We start from the raw sequence: 20,161 nt of genomic DNA on the forward strand, positions 1-20,161 counted from the left end.
AAATGTCAAGCGCTATTTTAAACGTATAAAAGTAGCGAATTTGACGTATAATGTTTACATTTTGGGTCAAAATTACTTGATATGAGACTTTTACGGGTTGTGGCCGCGTAGAAGGCTGACTGTCAGAAACATGCTCTTTTTTCGAATTTTCGATAAGGGCTTTTCTTTATTGAATCAGAATTTGCCTGCTGCACGTTCTGGTTACAGCAATGTTTGTGTATACACGGTCATTGTTCACTTTCTGTGAAGCAGACATGAGGGGTGAGGTTAAGTTGGCAGGACAACTTGTTCAGTATGGGCGTCGCACGCGCAGAAGCTATGCCCGCATCCGCGAGGTGCTCGAAGTTCCGAACCTGATTGAAATCCAACAAAAATCGTACGAGAAGTTTTTGGAGAAGGACTTGCTTGAGCTTTTCCAGGACATCTCGCCGATTCAGGATTTTACGGGCAATTTGATGCTGGAGTTCATCGACTACTCGCTTGGCGAGCCGAAGTATTCCGTGGACGAGTCGAAAGAACGCGACGTAACGTACGCAGCTCCGCTGCGCGTGAAGGTTCGGCTCATTAACAAGGAAACCGGCGAAGTTAAAGAGCAAGAAGTGTTCATGGGCGACTTCCCGCTGATGACCGAAACGGGCACGTTCATCATCAACGGAGCGGAACGCGTTATCGTCAGCCAATTGGTACGTTCACCTAGCGTTTACTTTAGCACGAAAGTGGACAAAAACGGCAAGAAAAATTACACGGCGACGGTGATTCCGAACCGCGGGGCCTGGCTGGAGCTGGAAACCGACGCGAAGGACATCATTTACGTCCGGATTGACCGCACGCGTAAAATTCCGGTCACGGTATTGCTGCGCGCGCTCGGCTTCGGGACGGACGCCGAAATTTTGGATCTGCTGGGGCATGACGAGTATATCCGGAACACGCTGGATAAAGACAATACCGATTCCACCGAAAAAGCGCTTATCGAAATTTACGAAAGACTTCGTCCGGGCGAGCCGCCGACCTTGGATAACGCGAAGAGCCTTCTGGTCGCGCGTTTCTTCGATCCGAAGCGCTACGATCTGGCGAACGTCGGCCGCTATAAAATCAACAAGAAGCTGCACATCAAGAACCGTCTGTTCAACCAACGTTTGGCCGAGACGCTCTTCGATCCGACCACGGGCGAGATCTTGGCCGAAGCCGGCCAGATGATCGACCGCCGTCTGCTGGATGAGCTGATTCCGTACCTGGAGAACAACGTCGGCTTCAAGACGTACCATGTCGCGAACGGGGTTCTGGATGCGGATAGTATACCTCTGCAAACCGTCAGCGTATTCTCCCCGCTGGACGAGAGCAAGGTCATCAAGGTCATCGCGAACGGCATGATCGACAAGGCGGTCAAACACATTACGCCGGCGGACATCATCGCTTCCATCAATTACTTCATCGATCTGCTTCATGGCGTGGGCAGCACGGACGACATCGACCACTTGGGCAACCGTCGTCTGCGTTCGGTCGGCGAGCTGCTGCAGAACCAGTTCCGCATCGGACTATCCCGGATGGAACGCGTCGTGCGCGAGCGGATGTCCATTCAGGACGCCAACGCGATCACGCCGCAGGCGCTCATCAACATTCGTCCGGTCATCGCGTCGATCAAGGAGTTCTTCGGATCTTCCCAATTGTCGCAGTTCATGGATCAGACGAATCCGCTTGCCGAGTTGACGCACAAGCGCCGTCTGTCCGCGCTCGGACCGGGCGGTTTGACGCGGGAACGCGCGGGCTTCGAGGTCCGCGACGTGCACAACTCCCACTACGGCCGCATGTGTCCGATCGAAACGCCGGAGGGTCCGAACATCGGGTTGATCAACTCCTTGTCGACCTTTGCCCGGATCAACGAGTACGGCTTCATCGAAGCGCCTTACCGTTGGGTCGATCCGAAGACGGGCGTCGTCACGGAGCAAATCGCGTACCTGACGGCCGACGAGGAAGACAACTACGTTATCGCGCAAGCGAACGCGGAGCTGAACGAAGAGGGTAAGTTCAAAGAGGACGCCGTCATCGTGCGGTACAATAAGCAAGCCGACAACATTTTGACGATGCCGACCGAGCGCGTCGACTACATGGACGTTTCTCCGAAACAGGTCGTGTCCGTCGCGACGGCGCTGATTCCGTTCCTCGAGAACGACGACTCCAACCGCGCGCTCATGGGATCCAACATGCAGCGGCAAGCCGTGCCGCTTCTCATTCCGAAGTCGCCGCTGGTCGGCACGGGCATGGAGCATAAGTCGGCGAAGGATTCCGGCGTGTGCATCGTCTCCAAATACGACGGCGTCATCGAGCGCGTGTCCGCCAACGAGATTTGGCTGCGCCGCGTCGAAACGGTCGACGGTAAGCCGGTTACCGGCGACTTGGTGAAGCATAAACTGCACAAGTTCATGCGTTCCAACCAAGGCACGTGCATTAACCAACGTCCGATTTGCAAAAAGGGCGATATCGTGAGAAAAGGCGACATTCTCGCGGACGGTCCTTCCACGGAAATGGGTGAACTCGCGCTTGGACGCAACGTCGTCGTCGCGTTCATGACCTGGGAAGGCTACAACTACGAGGATGCAATTCTGTTGAGCGAGAAGCTCGTGAAAGAGGATGTCTATACTTCGATTCACATCGAGGAATACGAATCCGAAGCGCGGGATACGAAGCTCGGACCGGAAGAAATCACGCGCGACATTCCGAACGTGGGCGAAGAAGCGCTCCGCAACCTGGATGAGCGCGGCATTATTCGCGTCGGCGCCGAGATCAGCGCTGGGGATATCCTCGTCGGCAAAGTAACGCCTAAAGGGGTTACGGAACTGACGGCGGAAGAACGCCTGCTGCACGCGATCTTCGGTGAGAAGGCGCGCGAAGTGCGCGACACGAGCCTGCGCGTTCCGCACGGTACCGACGGGATCGTCGTGGACGTGAAAGTGTTCACCCGCGAGAACGGCGACGAACTGCCGCCGGGCGTCAATCAGCTGGTTCGCGCCTACATCGCGCAAAAGCGGAAGATTTCCGAAGGCGATAAAATGGCAGGACGCCACGGCAACAAAGGGGTTATCGCCCGCATCCTGCCGGAAGAAGACATGCCGTTCCTGCCGGACGGCACGCCGGTCGAGGTTGTTCTGAACCCGCTGGGCGTACCTTCCCGGATGAACATCGGCCAGGTGCTCGAAGTCCACTTGGGTATGGCGTGTAAACATCTCGGCATCCACGCCGCGACGCCGGTCTTCGACGGCGCGCGCGAGAACGACGTATTCGATACCATGGAAGAGTCGGGCATGCAGCGCAACGGCAAGACGATTCTGTACGACGGCCGCTCCGGTGAGCCGTTCGAGCGGGAAGTCACTGTCGGCGTCATGTACATGATTAAGCTGGCACACATGGTCGACGATAAAATTCATGCCCGTTCCACGGGTCCGTACTCGCTTGTTACGCAGCAGCCGTTGGGCGGTAAAGCCCAATTCGGCGGCCAACGTTTCGGGGAGATGGAAGTTTGGGCCCTCGAGGCTTACGGCGCAGCCTATACGCTGCAAGAGATTTTAACCGTGAAATCCGACGACGTCGTCGGCCGCGTCAAAACGTACGAGTCCATCGTGAAGGGCGAGAACGTGCCGGAGCCGGGCGTACCGGAGTCGTTCAAGGTCTTGATCAAAGAGCTTCAGAGCTTGGGCATGGACGTTAAGATCCTGACCGAGAACGAAGAAGAGATCGAGATGAAAGAGATCGACGACGACGAAGACGGCACGACGGATAAGCTCAACCTGAACTTGGAAGGCGCAGAGGTCGGCGTGGAGTAACAGCTTCCACTGCCTTGGAATAGAGAATGCCGATTCGTCCTCTGGGCGTATCAAGCCGGGGAGTGCCATCGCGGGCGCGAACCGGCCGTACGGCATTCGACGCAGCAAGAATTAAGTGAACCATGACGAAGGAGGGTTGCTCCTTGTTGGACGTGAACAACTTCGAGTATATGAAGATCGGATTGGCTTCGCCGGATAAAATCCGTTCGTGGTCCCGCGGAGAAGTAAAGAAACCGGAAACGATCAACTACCGGACGCTGAAACCGGAGAAGGAAGGCCTGTTTTGCGAAAAGATTTTCGGGCCGACCAAAGACTGGGAGTGTCATTGCGGCAAATACAAACGCGTCCGTTATAAAGGCGTCGTTTGCGACCGCTGCGGCGTCGAAGTCACGCGGGCGAAAGTGCGCCGCGAACGGATGGGCCACATCGAGCTGGCGGCTCCCGTATCGCATATTTGGTACTTTAAAGGCATCCCGAGCCGCATGGGTCTGGCGCTCGACATGTCGCCCCGCTCGCTGGAAGAGATCATTTATTTCGCATCCTATGTCGTAACCGATCCAGGGGATACGCCGCTCGAGAAGAAACAGCTGCTGTCCGAGAAAGAATACCGCAGCTACCGCGAGAAGTACGGCTACGGCTTCCAAGCGGGCATGGGCGCGGAAGCGGTCAAGAAGCTGCTGCAGGACATCGACGTGGAACGCGAGCTCGAGACGCTGAAGGAAGACCTTCGCACGGCGCAAGGCCAACGCCGCAACCGCGCGATCAAGCGTCTTGAAGTCATCGAAGCGTTCCGCAACTCCGGCAACATGCCGGAATGGATGATTCTCGACGTGCTGCCGGTCATTCCGCCGGAGCTTCGCCCGATGGTGCAGCTGGACGGCGGACGTTTCGCGACGTCCGACCTGAACGACCTGTACCGCCGCGTGATCAACCGGAATAACCGTCTGAAACGTCTGCTTGATCTCGGCGCGCCGGACATCATCGTGCAGAACGAGAAACGGATGCTGCAGGAAGCGGTCGACGCGCTGATCGATAACGGCCGCCGCGGCCGTCCGGTAACAGGCCCGGGCAACCGTCCGCTGAAATCGCTCAGCCACATGCTGAAGGGCAAGCAAGGCCGGTTCCGTCAAAACTTGCTCGGCAAACGGGTCGACTACTCCGGCCGTTCCGTTATCGTCGTCGGACCAAGCCTGAAAATGTTCCAATGCGGCCTGCCGAAAGAAATGGCGCTGGAACTGTTCAAGCCGTTCGTCATGAAAGAGCTGGTCAACAAGAACCTGGCTCACAATATAAAGAGCGCGAAGCGCAAAGTTGAACGTGTCAGCCCGGAAGTCTGGGACGTGCTCGAGGAAGTCATCAAGGAGCACCCGGTTCTGCTGAACCGTGCCCCGACGCTTCACCGTCTCGGCATCCAGGCGTTCGAGCCGATTCTGGTTGAAGGCCGCGCGATCAAGCTTCATCCGCTCGTGTGTACCGCGTACAACGCGGACTTCGACGGCGACCAAATGGCCGTTCACGTACCGCTTTCCGCCGAGGCGCAAGCCGAAGCGCGCCTGCTTATGCTGGCGTCGGGCAACATTTTGAACCCGAAAGACGGTAAACCGGTTGTTACGCCTTCGCAGGATATGGTCCTCGGCAGCTTCTACCTGACGATGGACAACAAAGACGGCAAGGGCAGCGGATCGGTGTTCGCGACGGTCAACGAAGCGATCTCGGCTTACCAGCGCGGCATCGTGTCGCTGCATGCGCGGATCTTTATCCCCGTTAAGGTTCTGAAGAAGACATCCTTTACGGATGCGCAGCAAAAAGCGCTGATATGCACGACGGTTGGCAAGGTTATCTTCAACGAAATTTTCCCGAGCGACTTCCCATTCATCAACGAACCGACGAAGGTGAATCTGCTGCAGGGCACGCCTGAGAAGTATTTCGTTCATGAGAAGGGCGCGGACCTGGTTGCTTTCCTGGAAGGGATCGGCCAAATCGGCGGCGTCGGCAAAGAGTACCTCGGCTTGATTATTGCGGAATGCTTCCGTCAATATCATACGACCCGTACTTCTGTCATGCTTGACCATATTAAACAATTGGGCTTCACATATTCCACGCGCGCAGGCATCACGGTTGCCGTTGCGGACGTTATCGTTCCGGAGGAAAAGCAGGATATTCTGCGTGAGTCCGAAGATAAAGTTAAGGTCGTTACGAATCAATACCGCCGCGGTTTGATCACGAACGAAGAACGGTATGACCGCGTTATCGAGATCTGGAGCAAAACGAAGGATCAAATCACGGATATTCTCATGAAGTCGATGGACCGCTACAACTCCATCATGCTCATGGTCGATTCCAAGGCGCGGGGCAACAAATCGCAAATCACGCAGCTCGGCGGCATGCGCGGTCTGATGGCGAACCCATCCGGCCGGATCATCGAGTTGCCGATCAAATCGAATTTCCGTGAAGGCCTGACGGTCCTCGAGTACTTTATCTCGACGCACGGCGCCCGTAAAGGTCTCGCCGATACGGCCCTCCGTACGGCCGACTCGGGTTACTTGACCCGTCGTCTGGTCGACGTCGCACAGGACGTCATCGTTCGCGAGGACGATTGCGGCACGGACAAAGGCTTCATGGTCAGCAAAATCCAAGACGGCAAAGAGGTCATCGAGGATCTGTACGACCGTATCGAAGGCCGTTACTCGTTCGAGACGGTTCGTCACCCGCAAACGGGGGAAGTTATCGTTCAGCGCAACGAGCTGATCGATTCGAACAAGGCGGAAGCGATCGTCGCCGCAGGTGTCGAAAGACTGCAAATCCGCTCCGTGCTGAGCTGCCGCGCGCGTCATGGCGTATGTAAGATCTGCTATGGCCGTAACCTCGCGACGGGCAAATTCGTCGAGATCGGCGAAGCGGTCGGCATTATCGCCGCGCAATCAATCGGCGAGCCGGGCACGCAGCTCACCATGCGTACGTTCCATACCGGCGGCGTTGCCGGCGACGATATCACGCAAGGTTTGCCGCGTATCCAAGAATTGTTCGAAGCGCGGAATCCGAAAGGCCAAGCGATTATTTCCGAAATCGACGGGGTCATCAAAGACATCCGCGAGACGAAGGATCGCCGCGAAATCGAAGTACAGGGCGAGGCTGAGTCCAAGGTGTATTCGGTGAGCTTCGGCTCCCGCATCCGCGTGGTCAAAGGCAAGCAGATTGAAGCCGGCGACGAGCTGACGGACGGTTCCATCGACCCGAAAGATATGCTCCGGATCAAAGGCATCCGCGGCGTGCAGAACTATATCCTGCAGGAAGTTCAGCGCGTTTACCGGAACCAAGGGGTAGAGATCAACGACAAGCACATCGAAGTCATGGTCAAACAAATGCTGCGTAAGATTCGGATCGTCGAAGCCGGCGACACGACGCTGCTCCCGGGCGCGTTCGTCGATATTCACGAATACGAAGCGGCCAACCGCGAAGCGATCCTGTCCGGCCAAGAGCCGGCCGTCGCCAAACCGGTTCTGCTCGGGATTACGAAAGCATCGCTGGAGACCGATTCCTTCTTATCTGCCGCTTCGTTCCAAGAGACGACTCGCGTCTTGACCGATGCCGCGATCAAAGGGAAAGTCGACCAATTGCTCGGCCTGAAAGAGAATGTCATTATCGGCAAACTGATTCCGGCGGGTACGGGCATGCAGCGCTACAGAAGCGTGCAAGTAGCCGGCATGGACGACGAGCAGCTCGAAGAGCAGCTTGAGGCTGAGACGGTGTCCGTCGAATCTTAAACCCAGGCAATTGCGCTTAAATGTACGGAGAAGAGCGAGAAGGGGCGGTCTCGAGTAGACTGTCTCCCTGATCGCTCTTCGCTCCGTTATGGGCGCGCCTCGTTTACTTTATTTTCATTCGATTCTGAGGCTTGGAAGCTTGACATAGCCTTAGGCGTAATGCTAATATGTCGTAGTGTGCCTAATCGCACGACCTCTGCACTTGTCATTTGATTGACTTGGAAGGACGGTTATTATGCGATTCGTAATAGGTAGTAAGCAAACGATGAAGATGGTAGAGCAACGCAAAGCCAATCTCGTCTACGTTGCGCAAGATGCAGATCCGCGGCTGAAGAACAATATTGTTCGGCTTTGCGAGACGGCGGGCGTACCGATTACCTGGTCGGAATCGATGAAGAGCCTCGGGGAGACCTGCGGTATCGAAGTCGGAGCGGCCATGGCGGCGGTAATCCCCGAAATCGAATAAGAACATGATGTTTTTACCGACCCGCAAGGGAAAGTAAAAACTTTCGTTTGTTCCTTTATGAACCGCCTGGATCTGTGGGCTTAATAAAGCCGATATGTCTTGAGAGCATTACTAAGTGAGGAAGGGGGAAGCAACATGCCAACAATTAACCAGCTGGTACGTAAAGGCCGTGAAGCGAAAGTCGTTAAATCGAAATCGCCGGCTTTGCAAAGAGGTTTCAATGCACTGAAACGTGAAGAAACGAACCAAAGCTCGCCTCAAAAACGCGGGGTTTGCACACGTGTAGGTACGATGACTCCGAAAAAACCGAACTCCGCCCTGCGGAAATATGCGCGTGTACGTTTGACGAACCGCGTAGAGGTAACGGCTTACATCGGCGGCATTGGCCACAACCTGCAAGAGCACAGCGTCGTATTGGTTCGCGGCGGCCGGGTTAAAGACCTTCCGGGCGTACGTTACCACATCGTTCGCGGTGCGCTTGATACTGCAGGCGTGAACAACCGTAAACAAGCTCGTTCCAAGTACGGTACGAAGCGTCCTAAAGTTAAAAAGTAATGAAGGTGTAACCGGCGACGGTTAACTTCATCCCAAATTGTCAAACTAGAAGAAAGGGGGACTTCCAATGCCACGCAAAGGTCCAGTAACAAAGCGCGATGTATTGCCGGATCCGGTGTACAACAGCAAGCTCGTTACTCGCTTGATCAACCGCATCATGATCGACGGCAAACGCGGCGTTGCTCAAACGATTCTGTATGATGCGTTCACGCTCATCAACGAACGTACGGGCAAAGAGCCGATGGAAGTTTTTGAAGCAGCTATTAAGAACATCATGCCGGTACTCGAAGTTAAAGCGCGCCGTGTAGGCGGCTCGAACTATCAAGTGCCGATCGAAGTCAAACCGGAGCGCCGCACGTCGCTTGGTCTCCGTTGGCTCGTGAACTACTCGCGCAACCGCGGCGAGAAAACGATGGAAGAGCGCTTGGCGGCTGAGATTATCGATGCTTCCAACAACACTGGCTCGTCCGTTAAAAAACGCGAAGATACGCACAAAATGGCTGAAGCGAACAAAGCATTCGCTCACTATCGTTGGTAGTATCCGCATAATCGAAGGGAGATCGAATTATGGCAAGAGAGTTCTCCTTGAAAAATACGCGTAATATCGGGATTATGGCGCATATTGACGCTGGTAAGACGACCACGACGGAACGGATCCTGTTCTATACGGGCCGTACCCACAAAATCGGCGAGGTGCACGAAGGTGCAGCGACGATGGACTGGATGGAGCAGGAACAAGAGCGCGGGATCACGATCACGTCCGCCGCTACGACCGCTCAATGGAATGGTCACCGCATCAATATTATCGACACCCCGGGGCACGTTGACTTCACCGTAGAAGTCGAACGCTCCCTGCGCGTATTGGACGGGGCCGTTGGTGTTTTCAGTGCGAAAGAGGGCGTTGAGCCGCAATCCGAAACCGTTTGGCGTCAAGCCGACCGTTACGGCGTTCCGCGGATCGCCTATGTCAACAAAATGGACATTATCGGCGCAGACTTCCTTAACGTAGTTAGCGATATGCGCTCGCGTCTTCAAGCCAACGCGGTAGCGATTCAACTCCCGATCGGCGCGGAGAACGAATTCGTAGGCGTAATTGACCTGGTTGAACGGGTTGCTTACAAATACAAAGACGACCTCGGCAAAGAGCCGGAGAAGATTGAAATTCCGGCCGAGTACGCGGACAAAGTGGAAGAGCTTCGCATGGAGCTTGTCGAGAAAGTCGCCGAGCTTGACGAAGAGCTCACGATGAAGTACCTCGAAGGCGAAGAGTTGACTGTGGAAGAAATCAAAGCGGCGCTCCGCAAAGGCGTCTGCGAAGTTAAGATCTTCCCGGTCATCTGCGGCTCTTCCTATCGGAACAAGGGCGTTCAACTGATGCTCGACGCCGTTGTCGACTACCTGCCTGCTCCAATCGATGTTCCGGATATCAAGGGTCACCTTGAAGACGGTACGGAGACGACTCGCAAATCGGCCGACGACCAGCCGTTCGCGGCACTGGCGTTCAAAATCATGACGGACCCGTTCGTAGGCAAACTGACGTTCTTCCGCGTATATTCCGGCGTTTTGAACTCCGGTTCGTACGTAGTGAACGCAACAAAGGGCAAGCGCGAACGTATCGGCCGTATCCTTCAAATGCATGCAAACAGCCGTCAAGAAATCAGCGAAGTTTACTCCGGTGATATCGCGGCTGCGGTAGGCTTGAAAGATACGACGACGGGCGACACGCTCTGCGACGAGAAGAACCCTGTTATTCTCGAATCGATGAACTTCCCTGAGCCGGTTATCCAGCTCGCGGTTGAACCGAAGACGAAAGCCGACCAAGACAAAATGGGTATCGCGCTGCAAAAGCTGGCCGAAGAAGATCCGACGTTCCGTGCGCACACGGACGAGGAAACCGGCCAAACGATCATCGCGGGCATGGGTGAGCTTCACCTGGAGATCCTCGTTGACCGTATGCTTCGCGAATTCAAAGTCGAGACGAACGTTGGTAAGCCGCAAGTAGCTTATCGCGAGACGTTCCGTCAAACGGCGAAAGTCGAAGGTAAGTTCGTTCGTCAATCCGGTGGTCGCGGTCAGTTCGGTCATTGTTGGGTGGAGTTCGAGCCTCTTGAGGCGGGTAGCGGCTTTGTTTTCGAAAATAAAGTCGTCGGCGGCGCTATTCCTCGCGAATACATTGCCCCAATCCAAGCTGGTATCGAAGAGTCCATGAAGAACGGCGTTCTCGCCGGATTCCCGATGGTCGACATCAAAGCGACGGTATTCGACGGTTCGTACCACGACGTCGACTCCTCCGAGATGGCGTTCAAAATTGCCGGATCGATGGCGCTGAAAGCAGCTAAGGACAAGTGTGCTCCTGTACTGCTCGAGCCAATCATGAAGGTTGAAGTAAGCGTTCCTGAAGAGTACATGGGCGACGTTATGGGTATGCTGAGCTCCCGCCGCGGCCGCATCGAAGGTTCGGATACGAAGCATGGCGCTTTGATCGTCCGCGCTAAGGTGCCTCTGGCAGAGATGTTCGGTTATTCCACGGTTCTTCGTTCCGGTACGCAAGGCCGCGGCGTATTCTCCATGGAGCTGTCGCACTATGAAGAAGTACCGCGTTCGATCTCGGAAGAGATCATCTCCAAATCCAAAGGCACAGCGTAATCGCCGTCCTTTGCGCCAGTCAGTTGCCTGGCATAAGTTGTACCTTGGCCGGATGATGGACGTCCACGAGGCGTTCATCCGGCCGATCACATAATCTTCTATATATTGAGGAGGAAGAGTTCAATGGCTAAGGCTAAATTTGAACGTAATAAACCGCATGTTAACATCGGAACTATCGGTCACGTCGACCACGGTAAAACGACGCTGACTGCAGCAATCACGACTGTTCTTTCCAAGCGTTATGGCGGTGCTGCCGTAGCGTTTGACCAAATCGACAAAGCGCCGGAAGAGCGCGAACGCGGTATCACGATCTCCACCGCACACGTTGAGTACGAGACGCCTAACCGTCACTACGCTCACGTTGACTGCCCAGGCCACGCCGACTATGTTAAAAACATGATCACCGGCGCAGCTCAAATGGACGGCGCAATCCTGGTTGTATCCGCTGCTGACGGCCCAATGCCGCAAACGCGCGAGCACATCCTGCTGTCCCGCCAAGTAGGCGTACCTTACATCGTCGTATTCCTGAACAAATGCGACATGGTCGAAGACGAAGAGCTCCTGGAACTCGTTGAAATGGAAGTTCGCGACCTGCTCAGCGAATACGAATTTCCAGGCGACGACACGCCGATCATCCGTGGTGCAGCTCGTGAAGCGCTGCAAAACCCGGACGGTCCTTGGGCCGACAAAATCGTCGAGCTGTTCGAACAAGTCGACACGTACATCCCGACTCCGCAACGCGACACGGACAAACCGTTCCTGATGCCAGTCGAGGACGTATTCACGATCACAGGCCGTGGTACGGTTGCAACGGGTCGCGTAGAGCGTGGCGTCGTAAAAGTTTCCGACGAGATCGAAATCATCGGTCTGGTTGAAGAAACGCGCAAATCCGTTGTAACGGGCGTTGAAATGTTCCGCAAACTGCTTGACTCCGCTCAAGCCGGCGACAACATCGGCGCACTGCTTCGCGGCGTTGACCGTAAAGACATCGAGCGCGGTCAAGTTCTGGCAAAGCCAGGTTCGGTTAAACCGCACACGAACTTCACGGCTCAAATCTACGTCCTGACGAAAGAAGAAGGCGGACGTCACAAGCCTTTTTTCACGGGCTACCGTCCTCAGTTCTACTTCCGTACGACTGACGTAACGGGTATCATCTCCCTGCCAGAAGGCACGGAAATGGTTATGCCTGGCGACAACATCACGGTTACCGTTGAGCTGATCGCTCCGATCGCTCTCGAAGACGGCACTCGCTTCGCTATCCGCGAAGGCGGCCGTACGGTGGGCGCTGGCGCCGTTGCTTCCATCCAAAAATAAGCGCCCTGCAGCCTGAGCTGCAACGCGAAAACCCTCACTTCGGTGAGGGTTTTTTTATTCCCCTGCGATAAGCAATTTTCACATAATTTGAGGTTTGCGGTGAAAGCGTTTCTTCTTTGATAATGGTACTGATGTTTCTGATGCGGAAAAATGGGCAACAACGATAAGACGAGACAATGCTCGAAGCCGGAGCTTGATTAGGATGCAACACAACCTTCCATCTGAGAAAAGCATTGATAAAGCCAGGTTTTTGTTGCATTTGCCTACAGGCTTAGGTATAATAGTGAAGTTGGTCTGTGACGTTGCGATGATGTGAGAGGTTGCCGACACACACGGCTCCTTTGCCATGAGGGGCGTGTCGGGTTTTCTCGCGGAGTATGTCCGATACTAAATTGGGCGATAGAAGGAGGGACTTAAATGGCTAAGCAAAAGATTCGTATTCGCTTGAAAGCATACGATCACAGAATTCTGGATCAGTCCGCAGAGAAGATTGTTGAAACTGCGAAACGTTCCGGTGCAGGTGTGTCTGGGCCGATTCCGCTTCCAACCGAGAAGCAAATCATCACCATCCTGCGTGCTGTACACAAGTACAAGGATTCTCGTGAACAATTCGAAATGCGCACGCACAAGCGTTTGATCGACATTGTGAACCCAACACCGCAAACGGTTGACGCGCTCATGCGTCTTGACCTGCCATCCGGTGTAGATATCGAAATCAAGCTGTAAGATCTTAACGTTGAAGGGAAATGAGGTGTCAACATGAAGGGTATCTTAGGTAAAAAACTTGGGATGACGCAAGTCTTTACTGCCGACGGTAACGTAGTTCCTGTAACGGTTATCGAAGCAGGTCCTTGTGTTGTTTTGCAGAAGAAAGACCAAGAAAACGATGGGTACGTATCCATCCAAGTCGGTTTCTCCGACAAGAAAGAAAGCAGAGCGAACAAGCCGGAAATCGGCCACGCCAAAAAAGCCAACACGGCTCCTAAGCGCTACATTCGTGAATTCCGCGGCGTAAACGGCGGGGAATATGAAGTTGGCCAAGAGATCAAGGCTGACCTCTTCGCGGCTGGCGAATTCGTTGACGTAACGGCTACGTCCAAAGGTAAAGGTTTCACGGGTACGATCAAACGTTGGAACCAAAGCCGCGGACCGATGGCTCACGGCTCGCGTTACCACCGCGGTCCTGGTTCGATGGGTTCCATCCAAGCGAACCGCGTGCCGAAAGGCAAACACCTTCCGGGTCATATGGGCGGCGAAACGGTTACGATTCAAAACCTTGAAATCGTGCGCGTAGACGCTGAACGTAACGTATTGCTGGTTAAAGGCTCCGTACCGGGTGCCAAAAACAGCTTCGTAAAAGTTAAAACTACGGTGAAGAAATAATCGCTAAAGAAAGGAGGAACATGAAATGCCGAAAGTAGCACTTTACAGCGTGAACGGTTCGCAAGTCGGCGAGATCGAATTGTCCGAGGCGGTATTCGGTATCGAGCCGAACGTTCACGTCGTGCACAGCGCCGTATTGCTTCAGCAAGCTGCTGAACGCAGAGGCACGCACAAAACGAAAGGTCGCTCCGAAGTACGCGGCGGCGGTCGCAAGCCTTGGAAACAAAAAGGCACGGGACGCGCGCGTCAAGGCTCTATCCGCGCTCCGCAATGGGTTGGCGGCGGTACGGTATTCGGACCGACTCCGCGTAGCTACAGCTTCAAACTTCCGAAGAAAGTTCGTCGCTTGGCTATCAAATCCGCACTGTCTTCCAAAGTGATCGACAACGAAATTATCGTTTTGGATCAACTCGCCTTCGCGCAGCCGAAGACGAAGGAATTTGCCACGATCCTGAACAACCTGAAAGTGGCTCGTAAAGCACTGGTGGTAACGGCGAACTACGAAGATAACGTTGCGCTCTCCGCTCGCAACATCCCGAACGTGAAGTTCGTTGCAGCCGATGGCATCAATGTTCTTGACGTCGTGAAATACGACCAGCTGATCATCACGAAGGAAGCGGTCGAAAAAGTACAGGAGGTGCTTGCGTAATGAAAAATCCACGCGATATTATCAAGCGCCCGATCATTACGGAACAAACGAGCGACTTCATGGCGAACAAACGCTATGTATTCGAAGTTGATCTCCGTGCGAATAAGACGGAAATCAAGCTCGCGATTCAAGAGATCTTCAAAGTTAAAGTAACGAGCGTGAACACGCTGCGCATGCCGGCGAAGCCGAAGCGTTACGGACGCCACAGCGGATATACGTCCGAGTGGAAAAAAGCGATCGTTCAACTGAGCGCTGACAGCAACGAACTTGAGTTTTTTGAAAGTGTCTAATTCGCGCTTCGGCCTTAGGGCTGTCGCGAGTTAAACGAGATATCGGCTAAGGAGGGAATCGAAGTGCCAGTTAAGAAGTATAAACCGACTTCTCCTGCGCGCCGTGCCATGTCCGTCTCGACGTTCGAAGAGATCACGACAAGCACCCCGGAGAAATCGCTTCTTGCGCCGCTTTTCAAAAAAGCCGGACGCAACAACCAAGGCAAAATTACGGTTCGCCATCACGGTGGCGGCCATAAACGCAAATACCGGATTATCGACTTCAAACGTAATAAGGACGGTATCGTGGGCAACGTCGCGGCGATCGAGTATGATCCGAACCGTACGTCCAACATCGCGCTCATCCACTACGTGGATGGCGAGAAAGCCTACATCATCGCACCGAAAGGCTTGAAAGTCGGAGATAAAATCGTATCCGGTCCGCAAGCGGACATCAAGATCGGCAACGCACTGCCGCTTGAAAATATTCCGGTCGGTACGGTTATCCACAACATCGAGCTGAAGCCTGGCAAAGGCGGACAACTGGTTCGCGCTGCAGGCACGGAAGCTCAATTGCTTGGTAAGGAAGAGAAATACGTAACGATTCGCTTGACGTCCGGCGAAGTTCGTCGTATCTTGAAAACTTGCCGCGCAACGATTGGCTCCGTAGGCAACGAAGATCACGAGCTCGTGAAAATCGGTAAAGCCGGCCGTTCACGTTGGATGGGCAAGCGTCCTGAAGTTCGCGGCGTCGTCATGAACCCGAACGATCACCCGCACGGCGGTGGCGAAGGCCGCGCTCCGATCGGCCGCAAATCGCCAATGTCCCCATGGGGCAAACCGACGCTTGGCTTCAAAACGCGCAAGAAGAAAAAAGCTTCCAGCCAATACATCGTACGTCGCCGTACGAAATAATAGGCGCCTTGGCGTCATCCGCGTGACGCGCAGCGTCGCGTTAACGCTAGCGTGAAGGGAGGATCATCCATGGGTCGCAGTTTGAAAAAGGGACCGTTCATTGACGGTTACCTGCTGAAGAAAGTTGAAGTGCTGAACGAATCGAACAAAAAGACGGTCGTTAAGACTTGGTCGCGCCGTTCGACGATTTTCCCGCAATTCATCGGTCACACGTTCGCTGTATATGACGGCAAGAAACACGTACCGGTGTACGTAACGGAAGACATGGTCGGCCACAAACTCGGTGAGTTCGCACCAACGCGTTCGTATAAAGGCCACGGCAACGACGACAAGAAAACGGGCCGTCGTTAAGCAACGGTTTTGCATGAAGTTATGATCGAGAGGAGGTTCATCCATGCCAGAAGCAAAAGCATTCGCTAACCATGTCCGCATTGCTCCTCGCAAAGCGCAGCTGGTGGTGGACTTGATTCGCGGCAAGCAAGTCGGCGAAGCGATCGCAATTCTGCGTCATACGCCGAAATCGGCTTCCCCAATCGTAGAGAAGCTGCTGAACTCTGCTATCGCTAACGCAGAGCACAACTTTCAACTGGACGTGAACAAACTTGTCGTTTCGCAAGTGTTCGTCAACCAAGGTCCAACCATGAAACGTTTCCGTCCGCGCGCCATGGGCCGCGCTAGCCGGATTAACAAGAGAACCAGCCACATCACTTTGGTGGTATCCGAAAAATAAGGAGGGACAACGTGTGGGACAAAAAGTAAATCCGGTCGGTCTGCGTATCGGCGTCATCCGTGATTGGGAATCCAAATGGTACGCCGGCAAAGACTTCGGCGATCTGCTTATGGAAGACGTCAAGATCCGTGAGCACCTCAAAAACAAATTGAAGGATGCGGCTGTTTCCAAGTTCGAAATCGAACGTGCAGCAAACCGCGTCAACGTGACGATTCACACAGCCAAGCCTGGTATGGTTATCGGCAAAGGCGGTTCCGAGGTTGAAAACCTGCGTTCCGAGCTTTCCAAAATCGCCAAAGGCAAAAAAGTACACATCAACATTTCCGAGATCAAAAATCCGGAACTGGATGCCGTTCTCGTTGCAGAAGGCATCGCGCAGCAACTCGAGCGTCGGATCTCATTCCGCCGCGCAATGAAACAATCCATCCAACGCACGATCCGCGCAGGCGCGAAAGGCATCAAAACATCCGTTAGCGGACGTTTGGGCGGTGCCGAGATCGCTCGTCAGGAAGGCTACAGCGAAGGTACGGTTCCTCTTCATACGCTGCGTGCAGACATTGACTACGGAACAGCGGAAGCTCATACAACTTATGGCCGGATCGGCGTAAAAGTATGGATCTACCGCGGCGAAATCCTTCCGACGAAGAAGAAAGCTCCACAGGAAGGAGGCAACTAATCATGTTGGTCCCAAAACGCGTCAAACACCGTAAGCAACAACGCGGTCACATGAAAGGTCGCGCAAAAGGCGGCGCTGAAGTCGCATTCGGCGAATACGGCCTCCAAGCGCTTGAGCCTTCGTGGGTGACGAACCGTCAAATCGAAGCAGCGCGTATCGCGATGACTCGTTATATTAAGCGTGGCGGTAAAGTATGGATCAAGATTTTCCCTGATAAGCCGATTACGCAAAAGCCTCTCGAAGTCCGGATGGGTAGCGGTAAAGGTAACGTCGAGAAGTGGGTTGCAGTCGTCAAACCAGGTAAAATCATGTTCGAACTTGCCGGCGTATCGGAAGAAATCGCACGTGAAGCTATGCGTCTTGCCGCACATAAACTGCCTGTGAAAACGAAGTTCGTGAAACGCGAAGAAGTGGGTGGTGAAGCAAATGAAAGCTAATGAATTCCGCAACCTTACCTCTGTTGAACTCGAACAGAAAGTCGCCGGCTTCAAAGAAGAGCTATTCAACCTTCGTTTTCAATTGGCTACCGGTCAACTGGAAAACCCAACTCGTATCCGCGACGTGCGCAAGGACATAGCTCGTGCCAAAACCGTTCTTCGTGAAAGAGAACTCGGAATCAGCGGCTAAGCTGCGATCGTCCGTGACGAATAACGAATGCGTGGAAGGAGGATGAACATGAGCGAACGTAATGCCCGCAAAGTTCAAGTCGGTAAAGTCGTGAGCGACAAAATGGACAAAACGATCGTTGTAGCGATCGAGACGTACAAGAAGCACGACCTGTACCACAAACGGATCAAGTACACGAAGAAATTCAAGGCTCATGACGAGAATAACCAAGCAAAAATCGGCGATATCGTCAAAGTCATGGAGACTCGCCCGTTATCGAAAGACAAACGGTTCCGCTTGGTCGAAATCGTTGAATCTGCTGTGATTCTGTAAAAATGCTGCAGTAAGCATTTTCTCGAAAGGAGGACGTTGAAATGATTCAACCATTTACACGTTTGGCCGTTGCCGATAATTCCGGCGCGAAAGAACTGATGTGCATCCGCGTACTGGGCGGCACGGGACGTCGCGTAGGCCATATCGGTGATCTGATCGTTTGCTCCGTCAAACAAGCAACACCCGGTGGCGTTGTCAAAAAGGGTGACGTAGTCAAAGCGGTTATCGTGCGTACGAAGCGCGCCGTTCGCCGTAAAGACGGTTCTTACATCGCATTCGACGAGAATGCAGCCGTAATCGTGAAAGAAGACAAGAGCCCGCGCGGCACGCGTATCTTCGGACCAGTTGCTCGCGAACTTCGCGACCGCGACTTCATGAAGATCGTATCGCTTGCTCCGGAAGTTATCTAATATAGACTTTGCGCATTCGGCGCAAGCACGCAGGAGGTGTAACTCATGCCACGGTTGAAAAAAGTGTTGGAATCCCACAACAATAAATTGCACGTGAAGAAAGACGACACGGTAATGGTCATTACGGGCAAAGACAAAGGCAAGAAAGGCCGCGTCATCGCTGCGTATCCGCGCCAGAACCGCGTACTTATCGAAGGTGTCAATATGGTGAAGAAGCATTCGCGTCCTTCCCAAGCGAACCCGCAAGGCGGCATCATCGAGCAAGAAGCGCCGATTCACGTGTCCAACGTCATGCACATCGATCCGAAGAGCGGCAAAGTAACGCGGATCGGCTACAAAGTGCTTGATAACGGCAAAAAAGTCCGGATCGCGAAAAAATCCGGCGAAGTAATCGACTAATCGACCGATACGGAAAGGAGGTCCACGTTACATGGCAGCAAGAATGAAAGACCGTTTCTTGAATGAAATCACACCTGCATTGATGCAGAAGTTTAGCTATTCGACGGTAATGCAAGTACCGAAGATCGAGAAAGTCGTCATCAACATGGGTGTCGGCGAAGCCGTCTCCAACTCCAAAGTGCTGGATGCAGCGGTTGAAGACATGCGTTTGATCTCGGGTCAAAAGCCGGTTGTTACGCGTTCGAAGAAATCCATTGCCGGATTTAAACTTCGCGAGAACATGCCAATCGGGGTAAAAGTAACGTTGCGCGGCGAGCGCATGTACTACTTCCTGGATAAACTGTTCAATGTCACTCTCCCACGCGTACGCGACTTCCGCGGCGTATCGAACAAAGCGTTCGACGGTCGTGGTAACTACACGCTCGGCTTGAAAGAGCAGCTGATCTTCCCGGAGATCGAGTACGATAAAGTTGATAAAGTGCGCGGTATGGACGTCGTCATCGTCACGACGGCAAAATCGGACGAAGAAGCTCGTGAACTGCTGACCCAACTGGGCATGCCGTTTACGAAGTAATCCACAGGAGGTGTAATACCAAGTGGCAAAAACTTCGATGAAGGTTAAGCAGCAACGTGCTCCTAAATTCAAAGTGCAGGCTTACACACGCTGCGAACGTTGCGGCCGTCCGCATTCCGTTTTGCAAAAGTTCAAAATTTGCCGGATTTGTTTCCGTGAATTAGCATACAAAGGCCAGATTCCTGGCGTTAAAAAAGCAAGCTGGTAATCAGCCTAGTTCGGGAAGGAGGTTTACACAATGGTTATGTCTGATCCGATCGCAGATATGCTTACGCGCATCCGCAACGCAAACGTTGTGCGTCACGAGACTGTCGAAATGCCTGCTTCGAAAGTAAAGAAGCAAATCGCTGAAATTCTGAAACGCGAGGGCTTCATTCGTGATGCGGAGTATATCGAAGACAATAAACAGGGGATTATCCGTATCTTCTTGAAGTACGGCCCGAACCAAGAGCGTGTAATCACGGGGCTGAAACGCATCAGCAAACCGGGTCTGCGCGTATACACGAAGAGCACGGAAGTGCCTCGCGTCCTTGGCGGTTTGGGAATGGCGATCATTTCCACGTCGAAAGGCGTTATGACCGATAAAGAAGCACGTCAACAGAAATCCGGCGGCGAAGTCGTCTGCTACGTTTGGTAATTAACCGTCACATCGAT

General features: G+C 53.7%; 23 protein-coding genes. All 23 read left to right on the forward strand.

The annotated features are described in order from the left end of the window. The first annotated feature begins 254 nt into the window (after positions 1-254). The 23 genes from rpoB to rpsH all read left to right on the forward strand — a co-directional run bounded on the left by rpoB (position 255) and on the right by rpsH (position 20,144). Positions 255-3,818, forward strand: coding sequence for a DNA-directed RNA polymerase subunit beta (gene rpoB / locus ACFPB1_RS19685; protein ID WP_379227817.1), 3,564 nt, complete (start codon positions 255-257; stop codon positions 3,816-3,818). A 143-nt stretch (positions 3,819-3,961) separates the two neighbouring features. Then, entirely contained in the window at positions 3,962-7,582 is a 3,621-nt protein-coding gene (gene rpoC, locus ACFPB1_RS19690) for a DNA-directed RNA polymerase subunit beta' (protein ID WP_379227818.1), read from the forward strand. 235 nt (positions 7,583-7,817) lie between these two features. Continuing rightward, positions 7,818-8,048 (forward strand): ribosomal L7Ae/L30e/S12e/Gadd45 family protein, encoded by a 231-nt coding sequence (locus ACFPB1_RS19695; RefSeq protein ID WP_090649053.1) that lies wholly within the window; start codon positions 7,818-7,820, stop codon positions 8,046-8,048. Between the two features lie 135 nt (positions 8,049-8,183). After that, on the forward strand, positions 8,184-8,603 hold the full coding sequence (gene rpsL, locus ACFPB1_RS19700) for a 30S ribosomal protein S12 (RefSeq protein ID WP_162359851.1): 420 nt from the start codon (positions 8,184-8,186) through the stop codon (positions 8,601-8,603). A 67-nt stretch (positions 8,604-8,670) separates the two neighbouring features. Continuing rightward, positions 8,671-9,141: a 30S ribosomal protein S7 gene (gene rpsG / locus ACFPB1_RS19705; RefSeq protein WP_379227819.1), complete on the forward strand. Its 471-nt coding sequence runs from the start codon at positions 8,671-8,673 to the stop codon at positions 9,139-9,141. 29 nt (positions 9,142-9,170) lie between these two features. Next, on the forward strand, positions 9,171-11,249 hold the full coding sequence (fusA, locus tag ACFPB1_RS19710) for an elongation factor G (RefSeq protein ID WP_379227820.1): 2,079 nt from the start codon (positions 9,171-9,173) through the stop codon (positions 11,247-11,249). A 123-nt stretch (positions 11,250-11,372) separates the two neighbouring features. After that, the gene (tuf, locus tag ACFPB1_RS19715; protein ID WP_090649062.1) at positions 11,373-12,563 is read left to right on the forward strand and encodes an elongation factor Tu; all 1,191 of its coding nucleotides are present in this window, start codon (positions 11,373-11,375) and stop codon (positions 12,561-12,563) included. Positions 12,564-12,980: 417 nt separating this feature from the next. After that, complete coding sequence (gene rpsJ, locus ACFPB1_RS19720) at positions 12,981-13,289, forward strand: 30S ribosomal protein S10 (protein WP_005544556.1); 309 nt, start codon at positions 12,981-12,983, stop codon at positions 13,287-13,289. A 33-nt stretch (positions 13,290-13,322) separates the two neighbouring features. Then, on the forward strand, positions 13,323-13,946 hold the full coding sequence (gene rplC / locus ACFPB1_RS19725) for a 50S ribosomal protein L3 (RefSeq protein WP_379227821.1): 624 nt from the start codon (positions 13,323-13,325) through the stop codon (positions 13,944-13,946). Between the two features lie 25 nt (positions 13,947-13,971). Continuing rightward, positions 13,972-14,595 carry a 50S ribosomal protein L4 gene (gene rplD / locus ACFPB1_RS19730; RefSeq protein ID WP_379227822.1) on the forward strand — a complete coding sequence of 208 codons (624 nt, stop codon included), beginning with the start codon at positions 13,972-13,974 and terminating at the stop codon, positions 14,593-14,595. Continuing rightward, positions 14,595-14,885, forward strand: a complete 291-nt coding sequence (gene rplW, locus ACFPB1_RS19735; protein ID WP_090649070.1) for a 50S ribosomal protein L23 — start codon at positions 14,595-14,597, stop codon at positions 14,883-14,885. Before rplD ends, rplW begins: the two co-directional genes overlap by 1 nt. 63 nt (positions 14,886-14,948) lie before the next feature. Beyond that, positions 14,949-15,779, forward strand: a complete 831-nt coding sequence (gene rplB / locus ACFPB1_RS19740) for a 50S ribosomal protein L2 (protein ID WP_379227823.1) — start codon at positions 14,949-14,951, stop codon at positions 15,777-15,779. Positions 15,780-15,848: 69 nt separating this feature from the next. Further along, positions 15,849-16,130, forward strand: coding sequence for a 30S ribosomal protein S19 (gene rpsS / locus ACFPB1_RS19745; RefSeq protein ID WP_090649075.1), 282 nt, complete (start codon positions 15,849-15,851; stop codon positions 16,128-16,130). 43 nt (positions 16,131-16,173) lie between these two features. After that, the gene (rplV, locus tag ACFPB1_RS19750) at positions 16,174-16,509 is read left to right on the forward strand and encodes a 50S ribosomal protein L22 (protein WP_379227824.1); all 336 of its coding nucleotides are present in this window, start codon (positions 16,174-16,176) and stop codon (positions 16,507-16,509) included. A gap of 13 nt (positions 16,510-16,522) precedes the next feature. Next, entirely contained in the window at positions 16,523-17,185 is a 663-nt protein-coding gene (gene rpsC, locus ACFPB1_RS19755) for a 30S ribosomal protein S3 (protein WP_379227825.1), read from the forward strand. A gap of 2 nt (positions 17,186-17,187) precedes the next feature. Continuing rightward, positions 17,188-17,622 (forward strand): 50S ribosomal protein L16, encoded by a 435-nt coding sequence (gene rplP, locus ACFPB1_RS19760; RefSeq protein WP_090649084.1) that lies wholly within the window; start codon positions 17,188-17,190, stop codon positions 17,620-17,622. After that, positions 17,612-17,812 carry a 50S ribosomal protein L29 gene (gene rpmC / locus ACFPB1_RS19765; RefSeq protein ID WP_090649087.1) on the forward strand — a complete coding sequence of 67 codons (201 nt, stop codon included), beginning with the start codon at positions 17,612-17,614 and terminating at the stop codon, positions 17,810-17,812. Before rplP ends, rpmC begins: the two co-directional genes overlap by 11 nt. Before the next feature lie 48 nt (positions 17,813-17,860). Then, a complete protein-coding gene (gene rpsQ / locus ACFPB1_RS19770; RefSeq protein WP_379227826.1) occupies positions 17,861-18,124 on the forward strand; it encodes a 30S ribosomal protein S17 in 264 nt (87 codons plus the stop codon). Positions 18,125-18,165: 41 nt separating this feature from the next. Next, positions 18,166-18,534: a 50S ribosomal protein L14 gene (rplN, locus tag ACFPB1_RS19775; protein WP_090583243.1), complete on the forward strand. Its 369-nt coding sequence runs from the start codon at positions 18,166-18,168 to the stop codon at positions 18,532-18,534. Positions 18,535-18,579: 45 nt separating this feature from the next. After that, the gene (rplX, locus tag ACFPB1_RS19780; protein WP_090649093.1) at positions 18,580-18,933 is read left to right on the forward strand and encodes a 50S ribosomal protein L24; all 354 of its coding nucleotides are present in this window, start codon (positions 18,580-18,582) and stop codon (positions 18,931-18,933) included. A 31-nt stretch (positions 18,934-18,964) separates the two neighbouring features. Further along, positions 18,965-19,507, forward strand: coding sequence for a 50S ribosomal protein L5 (gene rplE, locus ACFPB1_RS19785; RefSeq protein ID WP_090649096.1), 543 nt, complete (start codon positions 18,965-18,967; stop codon positions 19,505-19,507). Between the two features lie 22 nt (positions 19,508-19,529). Continuing rightward, positions 19,530-19,715: a type Z 30S ribosomal protein S14 gene (locus ACFPB1_RS19790; RefSeq protein WP_090583249.1), complete on the forward strand. Its 186-nt coding sequence runs from the start codon at positions 19,530-19,532 to the stop codon at positions 19,713-19,715. A 30-nt stretch (positions 19,716-19,745) separates the two neighbouring features. Further along, a complete protein-coding gene (rpsH, locus tag ACFPB1_RS19795; protein WP_090649099.1) occupies positions 19,746-20,144 on the forward strand; it encodes a 30S ribosomal protein S8 in 399 nt (132 codons plus the stop codon). Positions 20,145-20,161 lie beyond the last annotated feature (17 nt).

This window comes from Paenibacillus sp. GCM10023250 (assembly GCF_042653205.1).
In the GTDB taxonomy this organism is placed as follows: Bacteria; Bacillota; Bacilli; order Paenibacillales; family Paenibacillaceae; genus Paenibacillus_Z.

Excerpts from the sequence above, each read along its gene's own strand:
- rpsH (WP_090649099.1), top strand. The coding sequence starts at position 19,746 with ATGGTTATGTCTGATCCGATCGCAGATATGCTTACGCGCATCCGCAAC.
- rpsS (WP_090649075.1), top strand. The coding sequence starts at position 15,849 with ATGGGTCGCAGTTTGAAAAAGGGACCGTTCATTGACGGTTACCTGCTG.
- rpsL (WP_162359851.1), top strand. The coding sequence starts at position 8,184 with ATGCCAACAATTAACCAGCTGGTACGTAAAGGCCGTGAAGCGAAAGTC.
- rpoB (WP_379227817.1), top strand. The coding sequence starts at position 255 with ATGAGGGGTGAGGTTAAGTTGGCAGGACAACTTGTTCAGTATGGGCGT.
- rplE (WP_090649096.1), top strand. The coding sequence starts at position 18,965 with ATGGCAGCAAGAATGAAAGACCGTTTCTTGAATGAAATCACACCTGCA.
- rplP (WP_090649084.1), top strand. The coding sequence starts at position 17,188 with ATGTTGGTCCCAAAACGCGTCAAACACCGTAAGCAACAACGCGGTCAC.
- rplN (WP_090583243.1), top strand. The coding sequence starts at position 18,166 with ATGATTCAACCATTTACACGTTTGGCCGTTGCCGATAATTCCGGCGCG.
- rpsQ (WP_379227826.1), top strand. The coding sequence starts at position 17,861 with ATGAGCGAACGTAATGCCCGCAAAGTTCAAGTCGGTAAAGTCGTGAGC.
- rplV (WP_379227824.1), top strand. The coding sequence starts at position 16,174 with ATGCCAGAAGCAAAAGCATTCGCTAACCATGTCCGCATTGCTCCTCGC.
- rplC (WP_379227821.1), top strand. The coding sequence starts at position 13,323 with ATGAAGGGTATCTTAGGTAAAAAACTTGGGATGACGCAAGTCTTTACT.
- tuf (WP_090649062.1), top strand. The coding sequence starts at position 11,373 with ATGGCTAAGGCTAAATTTGAACGTAATAAACCGCATGTTAACATCGGA.
- ACFPB1_RS19695 (WP_090649053.1), top strand. The coding sequence starts at position 7,818 with ATGCGATTCGTAATAGGTAGTAAGCAAACGATGAAGATGGTAGAGCAA.
- rpsG (WP_379227819.1), top strand. The coding sequence starts at position 8,671 with ATGCCACGCAAAGGTCCAGTAACAAAGCGCGATGTATTGCCGGATCCG.
- rplX (WP_090649093.1), top strand. The coding sequence starts at position 18,580 with ATGCCACGGTTGAAAAAAGTGTTGGAATCCCACAACAATAAATTGCAC.
- rpsJ (WP_005544556.1), top strand. The coding sequence starts at position 12,981 with ATGGCTAAGCAAAAGATTCGTATTCGCTTGAAAGCATACGATCACAGA.
- rpmC (WP_090649087.1), top strand. The coding sequence starts at position 17,612 with ATGAAAGCTAATGAATTCCGCAACCTTACCTCTGTTGAACTCGAACAG.
- fusA (WP_379227820.1), top strand. The coding sequence starts at position 9,171 with ATGGCAAGAGAGTTCTCCTTGAAAAATACGCGTAATATCGGGATTATG.
- rplD (WP_379227822.1), top strand. The coding sequence starts at position 13,972 with ATGCCGAAAGTAGCACTTTACAGCGTGAACGGTTCGCAAGTCGGCGAG.
- rplW (WP_090649070.1), top strand. The coding sequence starts at position 14,595 with ATGAAAAATCCACGCGATATTATCAAGCGCCCGATCATTACGGAACAA.